Source organism: Arthrobacter sp. efr-133-R2A-120 (assembly GCF_030209835.1).
Lineage (GTDB): Bacteria > Actinomycetota > Actinomycetes > Actinomycetales > Micrococcaceae > Arthrobacter.
The window spans coordinates 76,452-96,635 of sequence record NZ_JARVRF010000008.1; the positions used below are offsets into that span (position 1 = coordinate 76,452).

18 protein-coding genes and 1 pseudogene are annotated in these 20,184 nt (G+C 63.0%); 10 read left to right on the forward strand and 9 right to left on the reverse strand.

Annotation, left to right across the window (positions count from 1 at the left end; genetic code table 11):
• The first annotated feature begins 45 nt into the window (after nucleotides 1-45).
• Nucleotides 46-3,603 (forward strand): DNA polymerase III subunit alpha, encoded by a 3,558-nt coding sequence (dnaE, locus tag QRN52_RS05645; RefSeq protein ID WP_284751776.1) that lies wholly within the window; start codon nucleotides 46-48, stop codon nucleotides 3,601-3,603.
• Nucleotides 3,604-3,659: 56 nt separating this feature from the next.
• Here dnaE and QRN52_RS05650 read toward each other — a convergent pair whose 3' ends face one another.
• A complete protein-coding gene (locus QRN52_RS05650; protein WP_390282185.1) occupies nucleotides 3,660-4,118 on the reverse strand; it encodes a flavin reductase family protein in 459 nt (152 codons plus the stop codon).
• Between the two features lie 159 nt (nucleotides 4,119-4,277).
• On the opposite strand from QRN52_RS05650, the gene QRN52_RS05655 reads away from it, so the two are divergent.
• From QRN52_RS05655 to nrdR, 3 genes are all read left to right on the forward strand, one after another.
• Nucleotides 4,278-4,823, forward strand: coding sequence for a hypothetical protein (locus tag QRN52_RS05655; protein ID WP_284751778.1), 546 nt, complete (start codon nucleotides 4,278-4,280; stop codon nucleotides 4,821-4,823).
• A 9-nt stretch (nucleotides 4,824-4,832) separates the two neighbouring features.
• Nucleotides 4,833-6,206 (forward strand): histidinol dehydrogenase, encoded by a 1,374-nt coding sequence (gene hisD, locus QRN52_RS05660; protein WP_284751779.1) that lies wholly within the window; start codon nucleotides 4,833-4,835, stop codon nucleotides 6,204-6,206.
• Nucleotides 6,207-6,369: 163 nt separating this feature from the next.
• Complete coding sequence (nrdR, locus tag QRN52_RS05665; protein WP_284751780.1) at nucleotides 6,370-6,882, forward strand: transcriptional regulator NrdR; 513 nt, start codon at nucleotides 6,370-6,372, stop codon at nucleotides 6,880-6,882.
• Between the two features lie 50 nt (nucleotides 6,883-6,932).
• Here the strand turns inward: nrdR and QRN52_RS05670 are convergent, their stop codons facing one another.
• The 3 genes from QRN52_RS05670 to map form a co-directional block, all read right to left on the reverse strand.
• Complete coding sequence (locus tag QRN52_RS05670) at nucleotides 6,933-7,691, reverse strand: SDR family oxidoreductase (protein WP_284751781.1); 759 nt, start codon at nucleotides 7,689-7,691, stop codon at nucleotides 6,933-6,935.
• Nucleotides 7,692-7,707: 16 nt separating this feature from the next.
• A complete protein-coding gene (ppgK, locus tag QRN52_RS05675) occupies nucleotides 7,708-8,511 on the reverse strand; it encodes a polyphosphate--glucose phosphotransferase (protein WP_284751795.1) in 804 nt (267 codons plus the stop codon).
• Between the two features lie 72 nt (nucleotides 8,512-8,583).
• The gene (gene map / locus QRN52_RS05680) at nucleotides 8,584-9,462 is read right to left on the reverse strand and encodes a type I methionyl aminopeptidase (RefSeq protein WP_284751782.1); all 879 of its coding nucleotides are present in this window, start codon (nucleotides 9,460-9,462) and stop codon (nucleotides 8,584-8,586) included.
• A gap of 115 nt (nucleotides 9,463-9,577) precedes the next feature.
• Between map and QRN52_RS05685 the strand changes: the two genes are divergently transcribed.
• Nucleotides 9,578-9,742, forward strand: a complete 165-nt coding sequence (locus QRN52_RS05685; protein WP_234753867.1) for an SPOR domain-containing protein — start codon at nucleotides 9,578-9,580, stop codon at nucleotides 9,740-9,742.
• A gap of 12 nt (nucleotides 9,743-9,754) precedes the next feature.
• Here the strand turns inward: QRN52_RS05685 and panB are convergent, their stop codons facing one another.
• Nucleotides 9,755-10,666, reverse strand: coding sequence for a 3-methyl-2-oxobutanoate hydroxymethyltransferase (panB, locus tag QRN52_RS05690; RefSeq protein ID WP_284751783.1), 912 nt, complete (start codon nucleotides 10,664-10,666; stop codon nucleotides 9,755-9,757).
• 190 nt (nucleotides 10,667-10,856) lie between these two features.
• On the opposite strand from panB, the gene QRN52_RS05695 reads away from it, so the two are divergent.
• From QRN52_RS05695 to QRN52_RS05705, 3 genes are read left to right on the forward strand one after another with little or no spacing between them, the layout of a single operon-like run.
• Nucleotides 10,857-12,197: a glutamine synthetase family protein gene (locus QRN52_RS05695; protein WP_284751784.1), complete on the forward strand. Its 1,341-nt coding sequence runs from the start codon at nucleotides 10,857-10,859 to the stop codon at nucleotides 12,195-12,197.
• 9 nt (nucleotides 12,198-12,206) lie between these two features.
• Nucleotides 12,207-15,218 carry a bifunctional [glutamine synthetase] adenylyltransferase/[glutamine synthetase]-adenylyl-L-tyrosine phosphorylase gene (locus QRN52_RS05700; protein WP_284751785.1) on the forward strand — a complete coding sequence of 1,004 codons (3,012 nt, stop codon included), beginning with the start codon at nucleotides 12,207-12,209 and terminating at the stop codon, nucleotides 15,216-15,218.
• 50 nt (nucleotides 15,219-15,268) lie between these two features.
• A complete protein-coding gene (locus QRN52_RS05705; RefSeq protein WP_284751786.1) occupies nucleotides 15,269-15,790 on the forward strand; it encodes a GNAT family N-acetyltransferase in 522 nt (173 codons plus the stop codon).
• A 7-nt stretch (nucleotides 15,791-15,797) separates the two neighbouring features.
• Here QRN52_RS05705 and QRN52_RS05710 read toward each other — a convergent pair whose 3' ends face one another.
• A complete protein-coding gene (locus QRN52_RS05710; protein ID WP_284751787.1) occupies nucleotides 15,798-16,058 on the reverse strand; it encodes a hypothetical protein in 261 nt (86 codons plus the stop codon).
• 494 nt (nucleotides 16,059-16,552) lie between these two features.
• Here QRN52_RS05710 and QRN52_RS05715 point away from each other — a divergent pair, with 494 nt between their 5' ends.
• A complete protein-coding gene (locus QRN52_RS05715) occupies nucleotides 16,553-16,717 on the forward strand; it encodes a DUF2207 domain-containing protein (protein ID WP_148667595.1) in 165 nt (54 codons plus the stop codon).
• Between the two features lie 182 nt (nucleotides 16,718-16,899).
• Here QRN52_RS05715 and glnA read toward each other — a convergent pair whose 3' ends face one another.
• Nucleotides 16,900-18,324: a type I glutamate--ammonia ligase gene (gene glnA, locus QRN52_RS05720; RefSeq protein WP_284751788.1), complete on the reverse strand. Its 1,425-nt coding sequence runs from the start codon at nucleotides 18,322-18,324 to the stop codon at nucleotides 16,900-16,902.
• Nucleotides 18,325-18,643: 319 nt separating this feature from the next.
• On the opposite strand from glnA, the gene QRN52_RS05725 reads away from it, so the two are divergent.
• Complete coding sequence (locus QRN52_RS05725) at nucleotides 18,644-19,081, forward strand: RDD family protein (protein ID WP_284751789.1); 438 nt, start codon at nucleotides 18,644-18,646, stop codon at nucleotides 19,079-19,081.
• Between the two features lie 64 nt (nucleotides 19,082-19,145).
• On the opposite strand, the gene QRN52_RS05730 is transcribed toward QRN52_RS05725, so the two are convergent.
• Both QRN52_RS05730 and QRN52_RS05735 read right to left on the reverse strand, forming a co-directional pair.
• Nucleotides 19,146-19,910, reverse strand: coding sequence for a DUF4191 domain-containing protein (locus QRN52_RS05730; protein ID WP_284751790.1), 765 nt, complete (start codon nucleotides 19,908-19,910; stop codon nucleotides 19,146-19,148).
• Nucleotides 19,911-19,999: 89 nt separating this feature from the next.
• Nucleotides 20,000-20,184: pseudogene (locus QRN52_RS05735) on the reverse strand (lipoyl synthase); the annotation flags it as partial.

Genomic DNA, 20,184 nt, shown 5'->3' on the forward strand with positions numbered 1-20,184 from the left:
AGCGCGCCACTCCAACCGCGGGACCCCTGCCGGTAGACTGTCGTGGTGACTTCCAGCAATGACTCGTTCGTCCATCTGCATACCCACACCGAATACTCCATGCTGGATGGCGCGGCCCGTCTTACCGAGTTGTTCGACGAGACCGAGCGGCTGGGCATGCCTGCGCTGGCCACCACGGACCACGGATACCTGTTCGGTGCCTTCGATTTCTGGAAGAAGGCCACGGACAAAGGCATCAAGCCGATCATCGGCGTCGAAGCCTATGTCACGCCGGGCACGGCGCGCGGCGACAAGGAGCGCGTCCGCTGGGGCGACGAAAGCCAGCGCAAGGACGACGTCTCCGGTGGTGGTTCCTACACCCACATGACGTTGTTGAGCTACAACAACGCAGGCATGCGCAATCTGTTCCGGGCATCCTCGATTGCTTCCCTCGACTCGGTGTTCGGCAAATGGCCCCGCCTGGACCGGGAGTTGCTGAACACGTATTCCGAAGGCCTGATCGCCACCACCGGCTGCCCTTCGGGTGAAGTCCAGACCCGTCTTCGGCTGGGGCAATACCGGGAGGCCCTGGCTGCGGCCTCCGAGTTCCGCGACATCTTCGGTGCGGAAAACTACTTCTGCGAACTGATGGACCACGGCCTGGACATCGAGCGGCGGGTCACCGGCGATCTGCTGCGTTTGGCCAAGGAACTGAAGCTTCCGCTCGTGGCCACCAATGACCTCCACTACACGCATGAGCATGACGCGAAGGCCCATGAGGCCCTCTTGGCGATCCAGTCGGGCTCCACGCTGCTCGAGCCCACCTATGACAACGGCGGCTCCCGATTCGCCTTCTCCGGCAGCGGCTACTACTTGAAGTCACCGCAGGAGATGCGGGAGCTGTTCCGCGACCATCCCGAGGCCTGCGACAACACCCTGCTGATCGCCGAGCGTTGCGAAGTGTCCTTCAACACGGGCGCGAACTACATGCCGCGGTTCCCATGCCCTCCCGGCGAGGACGAGACGTCCTGGCTGGTCAAGGAAGTAGCCACTGGACTCGATTACCGCTACCCGAACGGCGTCCCGGACAAGGTACGCAAGCAAGCCGACTATGAGCTTGATGTCATCACCTCCATGGGCTTCCCTGGCTACTTCCTCGTGGTGGCAGACTTCATCAACTGGGCCAAAAACAACGGGATCAGGGTGGGCCCCGGCCGCGGTTCCGGCGCGGGCTCCATGGTGGCGTACGCCATGCGCATCACCGACCTCGACCCGCTGGAACATGGCCTGATCTTCGAGCGCTTCCTCAACCCGGACCGCGTGTCCATGCCCGACTTCGACGTCGACTTCGATGATCGTCGCCGTTCCGAGGTGATCGACTACGTCACGCGGAAGTACGGCGACGAGCGCGTGGCCATGATCGTCACCTACGGCACCATCAAGACCAAGCAGGCGCTGAAGGACTCGTCCCGCGTGCTCGGCTACCCGTTCAGCATGGGTGAACAGCTCACCAAGGCCCTGCCGCCGGCGGTGATGGCCAAGGATATCCCGCTCGCGGACATCCAGAACCCGGAGGCCAAGCGCTATGGCGAGGCCGGCGACTTCCGCCAGCTGATCAGCACGGACCCTGAGGCCGCAAAGGTCTTCGAGACCGCGCTGGGCATTGAGGGGCTGAAGCGGCAATGGGGCGTCCATGCCGCTGGCGTCATCATGTCTTCGGACCCCATCATCGACGTCATTCCTGTCATGCGCCGCATCCAGGACGGCCAGGTCATCACGCAGTTCGACTACCCGACGTCCGAAGGCCTCGGCCTGATCAAGATGGACTTCCTCGGCTTGAGGAACCTGACGATCATTTCCGACGCCCTGGAAAACATCAAGATGAACCGGGGCGTCGACCTCGATCTCGAGCACTTGGCGTTGGACGATCCGGCGTCGTACGAGTTGCTGGCTCGCGGCGACACTTTGGGCGTCTTCCAGCTCGACGGCGGGCCCATGCGGTCGCTGCTCAAGCTCATGAAGCCTGACAACTTCGAAGACATCTCCGCCGTGTTGGCGCTGTACCGGCCGGGTCCCATGGGTGCCAACGCGCACACCGACTACGCCCTGCGCAAGAACAAAATCCAGGAAGTCATCCCGATCCATCCGGAACTCGAGGAACCGCTCGCCGAAATCCTCGGCGGAACGTACGGGCTCATCGTGTACCAGGAGCAGGTCATGGCCGTGGCCCAGAAACTGGCCGGCTACTCACTGGGTCAAGCCGACATCCTGCGCCGCGCCATGGGCAAGAAGAAGAAATCCGAACTGGACAAGCAGTTCGCAGGCTTCTCCCAGGGCATGCAGGACAACGGCTACTCCATGGAGGCCGTCAAGACCCTGTGGGACATCCTGCTTCCGTTCTCCGACTACGCCTTCAACAAGGCGCACTCCGCCGCGTACGGGGTCATCTCCTACTGGACTGCGTACCTGAAGGCCCACTACGCCCCCGAATACATGGCCGCCCTGCTCACGTCCGTGGGCGACGACAAGGACAAATCGGCCATCTACCTCAATGAATGCCGGCGAATGGGCATTACGGTCCTGCCGCCGGACGTCAATGAGTCAAGCCTAAACTTCACTCCTGTGGGAACGGACATCCGCTTCGGAATGGGGGCTATCCGCAATGTCGGCGTCAACGTGGTGGAAGCCATGGTGGCAGCCCGCGCGAGCGAGGGTGCCTACACTTCCTTCAAGGACTTCCTCATGAAGGTTCCGGCGGTGGTCTGCAACAAGCGGACCATCGAGTCCCTCATCAAGGCCGGCGCGTTCGACTCCCTTGGCCATCACCGCCGTGCGCTGGCCATGGTCCACGAAGAAGCGATTGACTCCGTCATCACGCTCAAGCGCAATGAAGCGATCGGCCAGTTCGATCTCTTCGCCGGATTCGAGGACCAGGAGCCGCAAGCCTCCCTGAGCACCGAGATCCCGGACCTGCCGGAATGGGAAAAGAAAGACAAGCTCGCCTTCGAACGGGACATGCTGGGACTCTATGTCTCGGACCACCCCCTGCAAGGGCTTGAGGGCGTGCTGAGCCAGCATGCCGAGCAGTCGATCACCTCGATCCTCGGAGAAGACGGACCGCACGACGGCGCCATCGTCACCATCGCGGGCATGATCACCTCGCTCAGCCGAAGGATCGCCAAGGCAAGCGGCAACGCCTACGCGCGGGCGGAGATCGAAGACCTGGGAGCTTCCATCGAGGTCATGTTCTTCGGCCAGGTGTACGGCCCGATCGCTTCGGTGCTCGCGGAGGACCTGATCGTGGTGGTCAAGGGCCGTTTGCAGCGGCGCGACGACGGTGCAGTCACCTTGAACTGCATGGAACTCTCGGTTCCGGACTTGAGCGAAAGCACCAACGGTCCCCTCGTCATCACGATGCCCACGTACAAGGCAACCGAGGCCGTGGTCACTGACCTTCGCGACGTTTTGACCACCCACCGGGGGAACTCCGAGGTCAGGCTACACTTGCAGGGTGATTCCAAGGTCGAGGTCATGGGCCTGCCGGTGCACTTGCGCGTGAATCCCACCCCGTCGCTTTTCGGTGACCTCAAGGTACTTCTTGGCCCGACCTGCCTGGACAGCTGATTGGTCCCGCGGCTCGCTGAACCAGCCGGCCGGTGACGAAAGATCTCCTGCTTTAACTAGATTTCATAGTCGAGCGGAACCGGCTGGCCGTAGGAGCCCGAGTGGTAGAGCAGCGGGGTGTCGTCGTCGCCGACTAGTCCGTCGACAACCTCCACCACCACGATCGCGTTGTTTTCGAAGGACAGGCGCATCTGGATCTTGCCGATCAGCCAGCCGGCAACGTTCTTGAGGATGGGGACATCGAAGGGCCCCGGCTCCCAGTGATCGCCTTCAAACCGTTCCTGGGTGCGGGCGAAGCGGTCTGCGAGAGCCTGGTTCTCGAGGCCGAGCATGTGCAGGCCGATATATGTCGAATTCGCCACCGCGGGCCAGGAACTGGAACTGCGGGACATGTTGAACGTGAAGCGTGGTGGTTCGGCCGACAGCGAAGCGACGGACGTCGCTGTGAAACCGAAAGGCTTGCCGTTGAGGTCGGCAGTGATGATGGCCACCCCGGCGGCATGCCGGCGGAACATTTGCTTGAATGTTGCTTCAAAAGCCGAATTGTCCGAAGCCACTTTGCCCGATCTCCTGAGTGAGCTATTTGTAATAACGCTGGTGGATTCAGCGTATTCCGCCGTTCGCCGGGACGCTTGCTTGTTGAGCGTCCAGAAACGTTTGTTAATGTTTGTGTCATGACCAAGCCAACATCGAACCTTCTCGACTCCGCCCCAACGACGGACACGGACGCGGACACGGGCAAGCGGGACGGCAAATGGTGGCTCTGGCTCGCCGTGCCCGTCGCCTCGGGCGTTGGCCTGGGCCTCGCCTGGTGGCTGTTGGCCCCGGGTGGCCTCAACGTGATCTCCGGAAATCCTGCCCTTGCCGATCCCACTGCCTCTGCGGGGCGGCTCCCGAGGGACTTGGTCCTGGCCGGGCTGCTGCTGCTTTCCGGCTGCTTCACGGCGGTCCTGCTCGACAGCAAGGTCCGGAAGCCGGGGCACGGCATCCGCACCTTCCTGGCAGTCCTGGGTGGTGCGGCGGGGGCCTTGGTGGCCTGGCAAGTGGGTCTGCTGGCCGCACAATGGTGGGGTCCTGCCACAAGCGGAAGTGATGGCTTCTCTTTGCGGTCCGCCACAGCACTCTTGCTGTGGCCGGGGGCGACTTCCCTCGTGACATTCCTCCTGATTCTTTTCGGTTTGATGGGAAAGCAGCCGGAGGCACAGCCGCTCGCCCCGTAAAATGATCTGGTGACCATTTCTCCGGAGAATCCTGCCGACACCGCCGCCCAGTCCCTGGACTTCCGCCGCATTGACTTGCGCGGACGGTCCCTGACCTTGGCGGAACTGCGGGCCGTGGTGCCCCGGGCCAAGCATCAGACCATGGCGGACGCCGAGCAAAAAGTCCTGGACATCATTGCCGCTGTCCGCTCCCGCGGCTTCGAAGCGCTTGGTGAGTTCGCGTTGGCGTTCGACGGCGTGGAACAGTCCCACCCGCGCGTGCCCGCCGCCGCCCTTGCCGAAGCCCTTGAAAACCTGGACCCGTCCGTCCGGGAGGCCCTCGAGGAATCCATCCGTCGTGCCCGGCGCTTTGCTGACGGCCAGCGGCCCGCGAACGTCGATGTGGAACTGGGGGACGGCGCCGTCGTCAGCCAGAACTGGGTACCGGTGGGTCGCGTCGGACTGTATGTTCCCGGCGGTCTGGCAGTCTACCCGTCCTCGGTGATCATGAACGTTGTTCCGGCACTGGCCGCCGGGGTGGCATCGATCGCGCTGGCTTCTCCGCCCCAGAAGGACTTCGGGGGCTTGCCCCACCCCACCATCCTGGCCGCGGCCGCTTTGCTCGGTATTGACGAGGTGTACGCCATCGGAGGCGCGCAGGCGATTGTTTCGTTTGCCTACGGCATCCCAGGAGATGTCGATGATCAGCCCATCGAGCCCGTGGATGTTGTGACCGGCCCCGGAAACATCTTCGTGGCCACCGCCAAGCGGCTTGTGAAAGGCGTCGTGGGGATCGACTCGGAGGCCGGCACTACCGAGATCGCCATCTTGGCGGATGCTTCGGCCCGTCCGGAGCTTGTGGCCGCGGACCTCATCAGCCAGGCCGAGCACGACCCCAAGGCGGCGTCTGTCCTGATCACCGATTCCGAGGAACTCGCCTCCGCTGTGCAGCGGGAACTCGCGGTGCAGGCGGGAACCACGAAGCATGGCGAACGGGTCACCACGGCATTGTCGGGCCCCCAGTCGGGCGTGGTGCTGGTGGACGATCTCGAGCAGGGCATTGCGGTCTGCGATGCGTACGCGGCCGAGCATTTGGAAATCATGACGGCGGACGCGGCCGCGGTCGCCGCGAGGATCCGCAACGCCGGCGCGGTATTCGTGGGGGACTACAGCCCGGTCAGCCTCGGAGACTATTGTGCAGGATCCAACCATGTCTTGCCCACGAGCGGCACTGCAGCCTTCTCGTCCGGCCTGAACGTGACAACATTCCTGCGTGCCGTTCAGGTGATCAACTACAACAAGGCTGCCCTCGAACAGGTCAGCAGGCACATCGTGAGCCTCGCCGATGCCGAGGACCTTCCCGGCCACGGCGACGCTGTCAAGATTCGTTTCGCGGGGGCCTAAACCACTACATGTATGGGTAACAACCACTACATATAGTAATTACAGTCTTGTCATTAGGCCTTATGTAGCCGTAAACTGGTGCCGGAAGTCAAACTTCCGGCACCTTTTGCGTTCCCGGCTGATGCCGCGGCAGGGGGCCGGAACCGAACAGGGGAGGCCCAGCGTGTATTGTCCGTTCTGCCGAAACCCCGACTCACGCGTTGTGGACAGTCGAATGGCCGACGACGGCTCAGCCATCCGCCGTCGGCGCCAGTGCCCCGAGTGCGGACGCCGTTTCACCACGGTGGAGACCACCAGCCTTTCCGTCATCAAACGTTCAGGCGTGGGAGAACCCTTCAGCCGGATCAAGATCATCAACGGCGTTCGCAAGGCCTGCCAAGGCCGTCCCGTGACCGAGGATGACCTTGCGATGCTGGCCCAGGAAGTCGAGGAGAACATCCGATCGTCAGGTGCGGCGGAAATCGACGCCCACGAGGTCGGCCTGGCCATCCTTGGACCACTCCAGAAACTGGACGAGGTCGCCTACTTGCGTTTTGCCAGCGTTTACCAGGCCTTCGAATCGCTTGAGGACTTCGAATCGGCCATCTCCCTGCTCCGCCACGAAGCCGAAACGGCAGCGGCCGAGAACGCAGCAAAGGGCGCCAAGGGCAAGAGCTCCGAGAAGAGCCCTATCTAGCTCCGGTGGTGGCAGCGGAGGGGAAGCCGAGGCCACCACCGGCACCACTTCTACCGTCCGCCGGAGACCGGGAGCACGGCTCCCGTGATGTAACCGGCGTCGTCGGATATCAACCACAACACGGCAGCGGCCACCTCATCGGGTTCCGCGCCCCTGCCGATGGGGATCCCCGGGTTGAGCCGTTCCACGCGGTCGGGCATCCCCGCAGCAGCGTGCAATCCGGTGTTGGTGCTCCCGGGAGCCACGCAATTCACCCTGATCCCGTGCCGTGCCACCTCGGACGCGAGGCCCACTGTCAGGACATCAACAGCGCCTTTGCTCGCGGCGTAGTGCGCCCACGTGCCCGGCGAACCGGCTTTGGTCGCAGTCGAGGAAACGTTGACAATGGAGCCGCCAGGCCCGCCATTGGCGGTGGAAAGGCGTCGAACGGCTTCCTGGCAGACAAAGATCAATCCGTTGACGTTGACGTCCATGACGCGACGGATCGTTTCACTCGGCACGTCAATGAGATTGCCGATGAGGTTGCCCGTGATTCCGGCGTTGTTGACCACCGTGGTGACCCTGCCTACGGCGGACGCGGAATCAAAGAGCGACATAACCTGCGAGGGGTCGCTGACATCGGCCTGTACGCTGCAGGCCGTTCCGCCTTTGGCCTGGATTTCCGCGACAACGCTCCGTGCGCCGTCGGCGTCCGCTGAGTAGTTGACGACGACGGCGTACCCCGCGGCGGCAGCCCTGAGGGCTATGGCCGCGCCGATGCCCCGGCTCGCGCCGGTGACAATCGCGACGTCGGGCACGCCGTCGTCCATCCGGAAGGCTGCCCTGCTACTTGGCGAGCTTGTGGTGGAGGGCCACGTCCAGTGCGGCCCCCACGATTCCGGCGTCGTTCTTCAGTTCCGCCGTGACGATGCGGGTCCGCAGATCCAAGTGCGGGAAGTACTCGTCCGAGCGCTTCGAAATGCCGCCACCGATGATGAAGAGCTCGGGGGAGAACAGGAACTCGACATGGGAGAGATAGCGCTGCAGCAGCACGCTGTACTCTTCCCAGCTCAAGCCGTCGCGTTCACGCGCGACGGCGGATGCCTTCGTTTCGGCGTCGTGGCCGTCCACTTCGAGGTGGCCGAGTTCGGCGTTGGGCACGAGGTGTCCGTTGAAGATGAAGGCCGAGCCAATGCCCGTGCCGAGCGTAATGACCAGGACTGTGCCGTCGACGCCTTCGCCTGCGCCGTAGCGGGCTTCAGCGAGGCCGGCCGCGTCGGCGTCGTTGATGACCTCGACGGGGCGGTCCAGGCGCTTGGTGAGCAGCGAATCAATGTCGGTGTCGAGCCAGGACTTGTCCACGTTGGCGGCAGAGCGGACCACGCCGTGCTGGATGATTCCTGGGAAGGTGACTCCCACGGGCGAACCCTTGGCCGGGGCGTCCTCGCGGGCCGACAACTCTTCGACGATCTGTGCGACCACTTCGGCGACGGCTTCGGGAGTTGCGGGCTGCGGCGTGGGAATGCGGAGACGGTCCCCGAGCAGCTTGCCCTTCTTGAGATCGACGATGCCGCCCTTGATGCCGGTGCCACCGACGTCGATGCCGATCAGCGGGCCGTTCTTGTGGATCTTCTCATCCTTCTTGGTCAATGCGTTTCCGTTCATGGCAGGAGGGGTGGGCATGTCGCAGCACGAACGGCTGCAGGTGACCTTCCGGAGAGCTTAAGGAAGAGTCAGGACTTCGGCGCCGGTCTCGGTGACCAGCAGGGTGTGTTCGAATTGCGCGGTGCGTTTGTGGTCGCGGGTGACTACTGTCCAATCATCGGGCCACATGTCCCACTCGATGGTTCCGAGGGTGAGCATGGGTTCAATCGTGAAGACCATGCCGGCTTCGATCGTGGTGTTGTAGGCCGGCGCGGCGTCGTAGTGGGGGATGATCAGGCCCGTGTGGAAGGCCTCGCCGACTCCGTGGCCGGTGAAGTCGCGGACAACGCCGTAGCCGAAACGTTTCGCGTAGGACTGGATGGCCCGGCCGATCACATTGATTTCGCGGCCCGGCGCGACGGCCTTGATGGCCCGGTTCAGCGACTCCTGGGTACGTTCAACCAGCAGCCGGGACTCTTCGTCGACGTCTCCCACCAGGAAGGTGTAGTTCGTGTCGCCGTGGACGCCGTTGATGTAGGCCGTGATGTCGATATTCAGGATGTCGCCGTCCTGGACGATGGTGCTGTCCGGAATGCCGTGGCAGATGACCTCGTTGAGCGAGGAACACAGGGACTTGGGGAAGCCTCGGTAGCCAAGCGTCGACGGGTAGGCGTGGTGGTCCAGAAGGAACTCGTGGCCGATCCGGTCCAACTGGTCGGTGGTGACGCCCGGCTCGATGTGCTTGCCGACCTCGACGATCGCCTGGGCCGCAATTTTGCTGGCGATGCGGATCTTCTCGATGGTTTCCGCCGACTTGACCTCTGAACCGGTGAACTTCGCGGGTCCTGGCTTGCCGACATACTCCGGGCGCGGGATGGACGCCGGTACGGGCAGCTGCGGGCTGACGGTTCCACGGGTGAGCGTGCCGATGGGTGCGGTCAGAGCGGGAGAAGGCATAGATTGATCATATAAGGGACGCACGAGACGCAAGTAACTAAGTAGCTAAATATCGGCCCGCGCGTAGGGCGACCGTCCCCGCCGAGCTTACGGCGGGATTCGAAAAGGAGAAACCGTGGCGGAGTTCTGGTACAACGTTCAGACACACCAAATCGAAGAGGACGCGTTGTCCGACTGGTCCCAGCTGATCGGTCCTTACAAGACGCGCGAGGAAGCCGAGCACGCCCTCGAAAAGGTCAAAGCCCGCAACGAAGCGTGGGACAAGGACGACGAGGACTGAGGCTGTGTCCTCCTAGAATGAGTGCTCCGGGCCGGGGAAGTGGCCGGACCTGACGTCGTCGGCGTACGCCTTCGCTGCGTTACTCAGGGTAGTGCGCAGATCCGCATACTGCTTGACGAACTTGGCCATCTTGCCGCCGCGCAGTCCGGCCATGTCCTGCCACACGAGGACCTGTCCCGTGGTTGCGTTGCCTGCACCGATTCCGATCGTGGGCACGTCGATAGCGGCGTCGACGGCGGCTGCGGTTTCCGCGGGAACCATCTCCATGAGCACACAGAACGCCCCGGCATTTGCGAGGGCAACGGCGTCTTCGACCAAGCGCGCGGCGTCATCGCCCCGGCCCTGGACGCGGTAGCCGCCCAGTGAGTGTTCGCTCTGGGGGGTGAATCCGATGTGCGCCATGACGGGAATGCCTGCCTGGACCATGGCGCGCACAGTTCCCGCATAGAACGCGCCGCCTTCGATCTTGACGGCGTGTGCCAGGCCTTCCTTCAGGAAGCGGACACCGGTTGCCACGGCCTGCTCCGGCGACACTTCGTAGCTGCCGAAGGGGAGATCTGCCACTACCAAGGCACGTTTGGCGGATCGGGCCACCGCGCGGCACAAGGGGAGGAGCTCGTCGACGGTCACAGGGAGGCTGGTTTCGTTCCCGAAGACGTTGTTGGAGGCCGAATCGCCGATCAGCAGGACCTCGATGCCGGCCTGGTCGAAAATCTCAGCCGTGTATTGCTCGTAGGCGGTCAGCATTGCAAAGCGCTCACCCTTTGCCTTGGCTTGTTGAAGGTGATGGGTGCGGATCCTCGCGGCGGGCTTCGGCGTTGAAGCGTCCGCTGAAGCCCCGGAACCTGCAGTGGCAGGTCCGGTTCCGTAAGGCGCAGGAACTTCGGCGGGCATGCTGGAATCGGAACTGTTGCTTGGGGCCATGAATAGAGCGTATGCGGTACCGGGCGTCCTAGCCACCGGCGCATGAGGAGCCTCACATTTGTAAACGCTGTGTTACGCGAACCGGGGGTGCAGCCATTCCGGGCCAATGCTTAGTAGAGTGAATGCTGAGTTGTCGTTGGCTTCGAACCCCGAATCCGCGGCATGGACGTTGACCCGGAAATGAGGCCCCATGGACCGCCAGCAAGAGTTCGTTCTGCGAACTATCGAAGAGCGTGATGTGCGCTTCGTACGCTTGTGGTTTACCGACGTCGTCGGTTCCCTGAAATCGGTGGCACTTGCACCGGCGGAAGTGGAAGGCGCCTTCGAGGAAGGCCTGGGTTTCGACGGTTCGGCCATCGAGGGCCTCGCCCGGGTGTTCGAGTCCGACATGCTGGCCCAGCCCGACCCGTCCACGTTCCAGATCCTTCCGTGGCGCGGTGAAACCGAGCAGACCTCGAGGATGTTCTGCGACATCCTGACCCCCGACGGCGAGCCGTCGGCTGCCGACCCCCGGAACGTGCTCAAGCGCACCCTCGCCAAGGCCGCGGACATGGGCTTCACGTGCTACACGCATCCTGAGATCGAGTTCTACCTCCTCAAGTCCCAGGACCTTGACGCCAACGGCGTTCCTGTTCCCGTTGACGAAGGCGGCTACTTCGACCACGTGCCCGGCGGCGTGGCACAAGACTTCCGTCGCACGGCAGTCACCATGCTGGAATCCGTGGGCATCTCCGTGGAGTTCAGCCACCACGAGGGCGGACCCGGCCAGAACGAGATCGATCTCCGCTACGCGGACGCCCTCCAGACGGCGGACAACATCATGACCTTCCGCACGGTCATCAAGGAAGTGGCCCTCCAGCAGGGCACTTACGCCACCTTCATGCCCAAGCCGTTCACCGACCACCCGGGTTCAGGCATGCACACCCACTTCTCGCTGTTCGAGGGTGACACGAATGCCTTCTACGAAGCCGGCGCCGAATTCCAGTTGTCCAAGACCGCTCGCCAGTTCATTGCCGGTATCCTCCGCCACGCGCCGGAATTCACTGCGGTCACCAACCAGTTCGTCAATTCGTACAAGCGTCTCTGGGGCGGCGGCGAAGCGCCGAGCTACCTGAGCTGGGGGCACAACAACCGTTCGGCCCTGGTTCGCGTGCCGCTCTACAAACCGGGCAAGGGCCAGTCCGCACGGATCGAATACCGCGGCATTGACTCCGCCACCAACCCGTACCTCGCCTACGCCGTGTTGCTCGGTGCCGGGCTCAAGGGCATCGAGGAAGGCTACGACCTTCCGGCCGCGGCGGAGGACGACGTTTGGTCGTTGACCTCGGCCGAGCGCAAGGCGATGGGTCACACACCGCTGCCGGCCAGCCTCCACGATGCCATCCGCGCCATGGAGGATTCGGAACTCGTAGCGGACATCCTCGGCGAACAGGTCTTTGACCACTTCCTGCGCAACAAGCGTGCGGAATGGCAGGACTACCGGCTCCAGGTCACGCCTTACGAGCTCAAGCGCAATCTCGGCATTCTCTAGGCTGTGAGTGTGAGCCTGGCCCGCCGGCTCATCTCTGCCGGTTTCAGCGATCTTGAAAAAGGTGAACGGTTCCTTGCCGCGCGTGAACTCGACGGCATCGACCAGGACACGATCTTTGCCGGTCTGCACCTGAGCGCGAACCCGGACACCGCGCTCCAGTCGCTCGTGCGCTTGATCGAGAAGCATCCCTCACTCAGGCAGCTCGCGGGGGAGCACCCGGATCGCAGTGAGCCGCTTTACCGCTTGCTGGGCGCATCCGAGGCCTTGGGGGAGTTCCTGATCAGGCATCCGGAACATCTGGACGTCTTCGATGTGCGCGTCAGCCCGGAACCCTTGTCCGCCGACGCCGGTGAGCTGCGGACGAAGCTGCTCCGATCAGTGAAGGCGGACCCCAACTCGCCCAGGCCCGTTGCCGCGATGACGGGAGCCAGCGCCTACACCGCACTCCGGACGGCTTACCGGCGCGGGCTCACCGAATTGGCCATCAAGGACCTCTGCGCCGCCAGTCCCCAGGACTTCATGCCGGCCGTCGGTGCCGAACTGGCCGACCTCGCCGGCGCGGCGATAGAGGCTGCCCTGGCCGTTGCCAGGGCAGAAGCCGGGGCGACTTTCGATCCCGCCGATATTGCCGGCGTCGGGCTCGCCGTCATCGGCATGGGCAAGTGCGGTGCCCGTGAGCTCAACTACATTTCCGATGTCGACGTCATCTACGTGATCGAGGCGCCGGACCTGGAGGACGCCGAGGCCGCGACCATCGGTACGGCCTTGGCCGCCGGGATCTCCCGTGCTATTTCGTCCACGGGGTCCGAACCCGGGTTGTGGGAGGTCGACGCGAACCTGCGGCCCGAAGGGAAATCCGGTCCGCTCGTCAGGACGTTGCCCTCCCACTTGAGCTACTACGCGAAGTGGGCTGAAAGCTGGGAGTTCCAGGCACTCCTCAAGGCCCGGACCATCGCAGGGGACAGGGATCTGGGCTCGCGTTACGAGCAGGCCGTCCAGCCGCTCGTGTGGGCTTCGGCCGGCCGGGAAGGTTTCGTGGAATCCGTGCAGGCGATGCGCCGCAGGGTGACGAATAACATTGCTCCGGCGGAAGAACAGCGCCAGATCAAACTGGGCCCCGGCGGCCTGCGCGATGTCGAGTTCACGGTGCAGCTCCTGCAACTCGTCCACGGAAAGTCCGATGAAACGCTCCGTTGCCGGGATACGACGTCGGCGATATCGGCGCTGTCCGCGGGGGGCTACATCGGCCGGGTGGATGCCGCTGCCTTCGACGCCGCTTACCGCTACCTGCGGGTTCTTGAGCACCGCATCCAGTTGTTCCAGATGCGCCGTACCCACCTCATGCCCACGAGCCAGGAGTCTTTGCGGTTCCTCGCGAAGGCCGTCCTGGGGCCCTTTTCCACGGGGAGGCCGCATCCGGACGCCCTGATCGAAACCTGGCAGAAGACCAAGCGGTCCGTTCGAGAACTGCACGACCGGATCTTCTACCGGCCGTTGCTCAACACGGCCGCGAAGTTGAGCACCGAAGACGCCCGGCTCACTCCGGAAGCCGCCCAGGGCCGGCTTGCAGCGCTCGGCTACCGCGACCCGCAGGGCGCCATGCGCCACATCGAGGCCCTCACTGCCGGGGTCAGCCGGCGCGCCGCACTGCAGCGGCAACTGCTCCCCATCCTTCTCGGCTGGCTCGCCGAAGGTGTGGACCCCGACGCCGGACTGCTCGCCTTCCGCCGTGTCAGCGAAGCCCTCGGAACCACCCATTGGTATCTCGGAATGCTCCGGGACTCCCAAGCGGCAGCCGAGCGGCTTTGCCACGTGCTTTCCAACTCACGGCTCATCGCCGATCTCCTGGAGGTTTCCCCGGAATCCGTTGCGTGGCTAGGTGCCGACAAGGAGCTCATGCCGATTAGCTTCGAAGCCCAGTGGCAGGAAATCCAATCCAAGATGTCGCGCCACGCCGATCCCGAGAATGCAATGCGGCTCATCCGGCTCATCAGGCGCCGGGAAATCCTCCGGATCGCCATCGCGGACAGTTCCGGCCTCCTCGAACAGGATGCAGTGGGCACGGCATTGGCCGATGCCGACCGGGCTGCGGTCCTGGGCGCCTTGCACGTCGCCGAGTCCATCGTGGCTTCCGAGGGACCCCCCAAGACCCAGGTGCTGGTTGTCGCCATGGGTAGGCAAGGCGGACGCGAGATCGGCTACGGCTCGGACGCCGACGTCATGTACGTCCACCGGGCGCTCCCTGGCGCGAGTGAATCCGACGCCCAGCAACAAGCCCTTGCCATTGTGGGGCACATTTCCACCCTGCTTACCCAACCCCTCAAACCGGCCATCCTGGCGGAGCGGGTCCTCACCGTTGATGCCGATCTTCGCCCCGAGGGAAAGAACGGGGCCATGGTCCGTTCCCTCGAGTCGTACGCGGAGTATTACCGGCGGTGGTCCCTCATCTGGGAAGCCCAGGCGCTGTTGCGCGCACAACCGATGGCCGGCAACGACGAATTGGCCGCGGAATTCCTCTGGCTCATCAACCCGATCCGCTACCCGGAATCGCTCGCCGAGACCGATGTGCGGGAGATCCGGCGCGTCAAGGCGCGGGTTGAGTCGGAACGGCTCCCGAGAGGCGCCGATCCAGCCAGGCACCTTAAGCTCGGACGGGGTGGACTCAGCGACGTCGAATGGCTTGTGCAGCTGCTGCAGCTCCAACACGCAGGGAAGCATCCACAACTGCGGACCACTTCCACGCTCAAGGCCCTCGACGCGATCGAGTCGTTGGGACTGATCGACAAGGGTGACATCGTGTTGCTTCGCGAAGCCTGGCGGCTCGCGAGCCGTATCCGCTCGGCGAATGTGATCTGCACGGGGCGTGCCTCCGATCTCCTCCCGGCGTCTCGGAGGGATTTGGAAGCCGTTGCCAGATGGTGTGGTTACGCTCCGGGGCAAGCCGCGGTATTCGAAGAAGACTATCTGCGCCTGAGCCGGCGGACCCGGGCCGTGTTTGAGAAGGACTTTTACGGGCAGTGAGCCGCCGCTCGAGCCGACCCGCGGAGTGCGGGGACGGCTAAGCTCGAAGGATGCTGGAAACCGTGTGGCTCATTCCCTTGAAGGATCTCGACGACGATGCCCGCGCCGTAACGCTCGGCGACGTCGCCGTCATGGAATTGGCCGCGGGGCAGGAAGACTTCGTCGGGGACCCGTTCAAGATGATGCTCATGGGCCTGGAAGACGAAAGCCGCTTGCCGTACGTGATCGAGGCGGCAGGTGCCGCCGTCGGAGTATTTACCTTGCAGTCTGGTGCCGCAACCTTGGCAGGATGGCCCGACGACGATTCCGCCTGGCTCCTGCGTGGGTTTTTGATCGACCAGAAGCACCAGGGGAGAGGCCGGGGCGCCCTGTCTGCTGCGGCGGCTGCCCGGGAAGCGCAGAAGCTGACAGCGAGGCTGGGTGGAGGCCAGGCCGGCGTCGTGCTCTCAGTTAACGAACACAATCCCGCCGCCAAGGCTGCGTACGCAAACGCGGGCTTTGTCGAGACAGGCAGGTACTTGGGTGGTTCCGCCGGTCCGCAATGGACGATGTACCGGGGTTTCGGCGACTAGGCGGTACCTAGGACTCGACGAGAGTCACGATTGTTTCCGGGCGCACGCCGTCGAATTTCATCGCTTCGGCGGCAGCTTCGGACTCCAACATGCGCTGGAACGTTTCCATGTCCGGGACCTCGACAATCAGTCCGACCCGGTTGGTTTTTCCCGGATCGACGAACGTTCGAACTGTGAAGCCCTGGGGTCCGAAGAGTTCTTCCCGTTTCGGTGAGCTAAGCCAGTGCTCAACGTCGTCGACCTCATGGAAGATCATCAAGGTTGTCATCGTATGCCTCCGCTTTCAGAAGTTGCGCCAGGAGCCGGAAGGGATGAGGACTCTCTCAAGCATCCTGATCACGCTGAACGTACCACGGCGTCCACCGCGGCGACAGGGTCGTCGTGACTGATAGTCGAGAACTGAGCCTAGATGCGCGGTCCGGTCGGCAATGCGGAATTGGGACGCTCGCTCACCTATGCCGTCCATCTGGTCAACGCTACTGCAGATATGACCTCAAGGTGGACGCGTCCCTTGATTTATGTGAGCGAGCGTCCCGGGAAGAGCCGTTATTTGTGAGCGAGCGTCCCGTGACGGGCCGCCATAAGTGAGCGAGGGTCAGGCGCTTGCCGATGGGGTCAACGAAGCGGTGCCGCGGGCCAGTGCGAGGCTGGCGCGTCGTGGCTGGATTAGAATAATAAGCATGCTTACAGTAAGGTTGCTGAGGTTTGCACAGCGATAAAGGCAATCATCAGAATGTTTACGACTGAAACTGGAGCTACATCATGAATGTCATCCTCGGAATCGTCGCGGTCATCGCGATCCTTTTCTTTATCATTGGCGGCACCGTAAAGGCCCTCGGATTCCTTCTCTGGATCGCCCCGATACTGATCGTCCTGGCGATTATCGTCTTCCTCTTCAGGTTGATTAGCGGGCGCCGGCGGGTGTAGGAAAAATTGGGGGTCCGGCCCCGGCGATCCGAGGCCTTTACAAAAGGACGGCTGTGTCTTGACAGGCACGGCCGTTCTTTTTTGTGGGGACTCATGGCGGGGATTTCCACCACGGTCTTAAAACGGAGAAGGGGTCACGGGCGATTGCCCGTGACCCCTTCCCATGCTTCTCGCGGTGTTACTTAGACGCCGTAGTAGAGCTCGAACTCGTACGGGTTCGGGCGCAGCGACAGCGGACGGATCTCGTACTCGTACTTGTATTCGATCCAGGTGTCGATCAGGTCCTGGGTGAAGACGCCACCGGCCTGCAGGAACTCGTTGTCCTCGCGGAGGGCCTCAAGGGCTTCCTCAAGGGAACCTGGAGCCTTGGGGATGTCCTTGGCTTCCTCGGCGGGCAGTTCGTACAGGTCCTTGTCGATCGGAGCCGGGGGCTCGATGCGGTTGCGGATACCGTCGATGCCGGCCATGAGCTGGGCAGCGAAGGCCAGGTACGGGTTGGAGGCGGGGTCCGGAGCGCGGAACTCGATGCGCTTGGCCTTCGGGTTGGAGCCCGTGATCGGGATACGGATACCGGCCGAGCGGTTGCCCTGCGAGTAAACCATGTTGACCGGAGCTTCGAAGCCCTTGACGAGGCGGCGGTAGGAGTTCACCGTCGGGTTGGTGAACGCGAGAACGGCCGAGGAGTGCTTCAGCAGGCCGCCGATGTACCAGCGGGCGGTGTCGGACAAGCCGGCGTAGCCCTTTTCGTCGTAGAAGAGCGGCTCGCTGCCGTTCCACAGGGACTGGTGGCAGTGCATGCCCGAGCCGTTGTCACCGAAGATCGGCTTCGGCATGAACGTGACGGACTTGCCGTACTCCCACGCGGTGTTCTTGATGACGTACTTGAACTTCTGCAGGTCGTCGGCAGCGTGCACGAGCGTCGTGAACTTGTAGTTGATCTCAGCCTGGCCGGCGGCACCGACTTCGTGGTGCGAGCGCTCGACTTCGAGGCCTGCTTCGTCCAGCGCGAGGCACATGGCGTCACGAAGGTCAGCCTGGTGGTCAACCGGGGCAACCGGGAAGTATCCGCCCTTGAAGGGGGTCTTGTAACCGAGGTTTCCGCCTTCTTCTTCGCGGCTCGTGTTCCAAGGGGCTTCAATCGAGTCGACCTTGTAGAAGGAACCCTGGGGGGAGGATTCGAACTGAACATTGTCAAAGACATAGAACTCAGCTTCGGGAGCAAAGAATGCCGTGTCCGCGATGCCGGTGGAAGCCAAGTAGGCTTCTGCCTTTTCGGCCACGCCGCGCGGGTCGCGGTGGTAGGGGTCGCCAGTGCGCGGGTTCACGATGGAGAAGTTCAGCGCGAGGGTCTTCTCGACGCGGAAGGCGTCGATGAAAGCCGTGGTGACATCCGGGATGAGCTGCATGTCGGACTCGGCGATGCCCTGGAAACCGCGGATGGAAGATCCGTCAAAGAGCTGACCGTTGACAAAGAAGTCAGCGTCGACGCTCTTGGCGGGCACGTTGAAGTGCTGCTGGACGCCCGGAAGATCGGTGAAGCGGATATCGACGAATTTTACGTCTTCGTCTTTGATGAACTTGAGGACTTCGTCCGCAGTCTTGAACATCTATGCTCCTATCGCATAACAGGTAACAGGCCAACAGGGCCGTCTGATCCAGCGCAAACCGAAGGCAGGGAAACAAAAAAGTATCCCTGCATCGGCGGCTAGCAACTTCTCCAACCATAGGGAAAGGGGATTTCCCCGGGGTGTCAGTATTGTTTCGAGCAGGTTACAGAACTGCCTGCCGTGTAAACGCTACTGGTCTACTGCAGTGCCAGTCTATGTCTTTCTTCGGTGTGTCTGTTTCCCTGTGAACACAGCGAACATCCCACCGGCGCCGCCTCCCGCCGTCGGGCGTGCGATGGTGAAGCCGTAAGCTTGAAGTGTGGTTGATCGTAAAGATATTGGTTCATGGCTCACAGGGCCGGACACGTCCGGAATTTCCAAGTACCCGGGAGCACGGCTCGGCCTTCCCGAGTCCGGCCCAGGTTCCATGGCGCGGGCCGGCCGTCGCATCCTGGCAATCTGCATCGACTGGGTCATTGCCCTGGTGATCAGCAACTTTGCCTTCGGCGGCAACCAGTGGGCAACACTTGCCGTCTTCGCGGTGGAACAGATCCTTCTCATCGGGACGCTGGGCTACAGCATCGGACACCGGGTTGCCGGCATCCACGTGGTACGGCTCGGCGGAACACGGGCGGGCCCATTGGCCGCTGTGGTCAGGACGATCCTCCTGTGCCTGGTGATCCCCGCGGTTGTTTTCGATCCCGACCAGCGTGGCCTCCACGACAGGGCAATGAACACGATCCTCATCCGGATGTAACTTTCCGCAGACAAAAAAGCCGCCCGTTCCCGGATATCCAGGAACGGGCGGCTTGTCGTTTTAGCTAGCGTCCGCGTGCTGCCTTGCGGTCAGGGCGTGCCTTGTACGGGTCGATGCCCTTGGGGATCGGCAGGCGGTTGCCGAGCGAAGAGATTCGCTTGCTGACGGCGCCGACCTCAACCTTGGTGAGCTCGTTCTTGTATTTGTTCATGGTCTTTGCTATTTGGCTGATAGGCACTTGGCCTTCGCCACGACCGCTTTCGATCACGTGAATAGTGACGTTCGGCAGGATACGGGCGAGCTTCTTGCGCTCGGCGTCGACCAACGGCTTGACGCGGTGTGAAGGTCCTTCGCTGACCAGTACGACGCCGGGACGGCCGATGGCGCGGAAGACAGCGTCCTGGGTGCGCGGGTTGACTGCGACCGGCTGGTCCTCCGTGATCCAGCCGCGGCGCAGGGTTCCCAAGGCCGCACCGGAGGCTCCGGGCTGGTTCTCGATCTGGGCGAAGGCCGCCCGTTCCGCGCGGCGCGAGAGGATGAAGACAGCTGCCAGCAGGCCCAAGGGGATGCCGATGATCAGGCCCGTGACCCAGTTGTTCAGGAGGAGCCCGACGATGAGGCTGACAGCAACGACGCCGAGGAACGCCAGCAGCATGAGCCACACGACGATGGGGTCGTTACGGCGGGTCATCTTGAAGACCTCGCCGATCTGCTTCAGCTGGCTCGGCTTCTTGGCCTTGGCTTCCTTGGGCTTGCGGGAAAACAAGCCGCGCTTGGGAGCGTCGGCAGCCGATGTTGTCGAGTTGCTGGAATCAGGGGATTTCGCCATAGTGCCTTAATTCTACGTGATTTATGCCAAAGGACCGGACGCCGGATTTGTCCGGGGTCCGGTCCTTTGGCCGTGCTTTAGCCGACGTGCTATGCGTGGTGTGCGAGGAGGGTGCGGGCTTCCTGGCGGGTGGTGCCGGAGTCCTGGATGCCTTCGGCAATGTGGGCCAGGTGCGTGGGGATTTCGCGGCCTTTTTTGCGCATCGCGGTGGCCCAGAGTCGTCCGGCGCGGTAGGAGGAGCGGACCAGGGGGCCGGACATGACGCCGAGGAAGC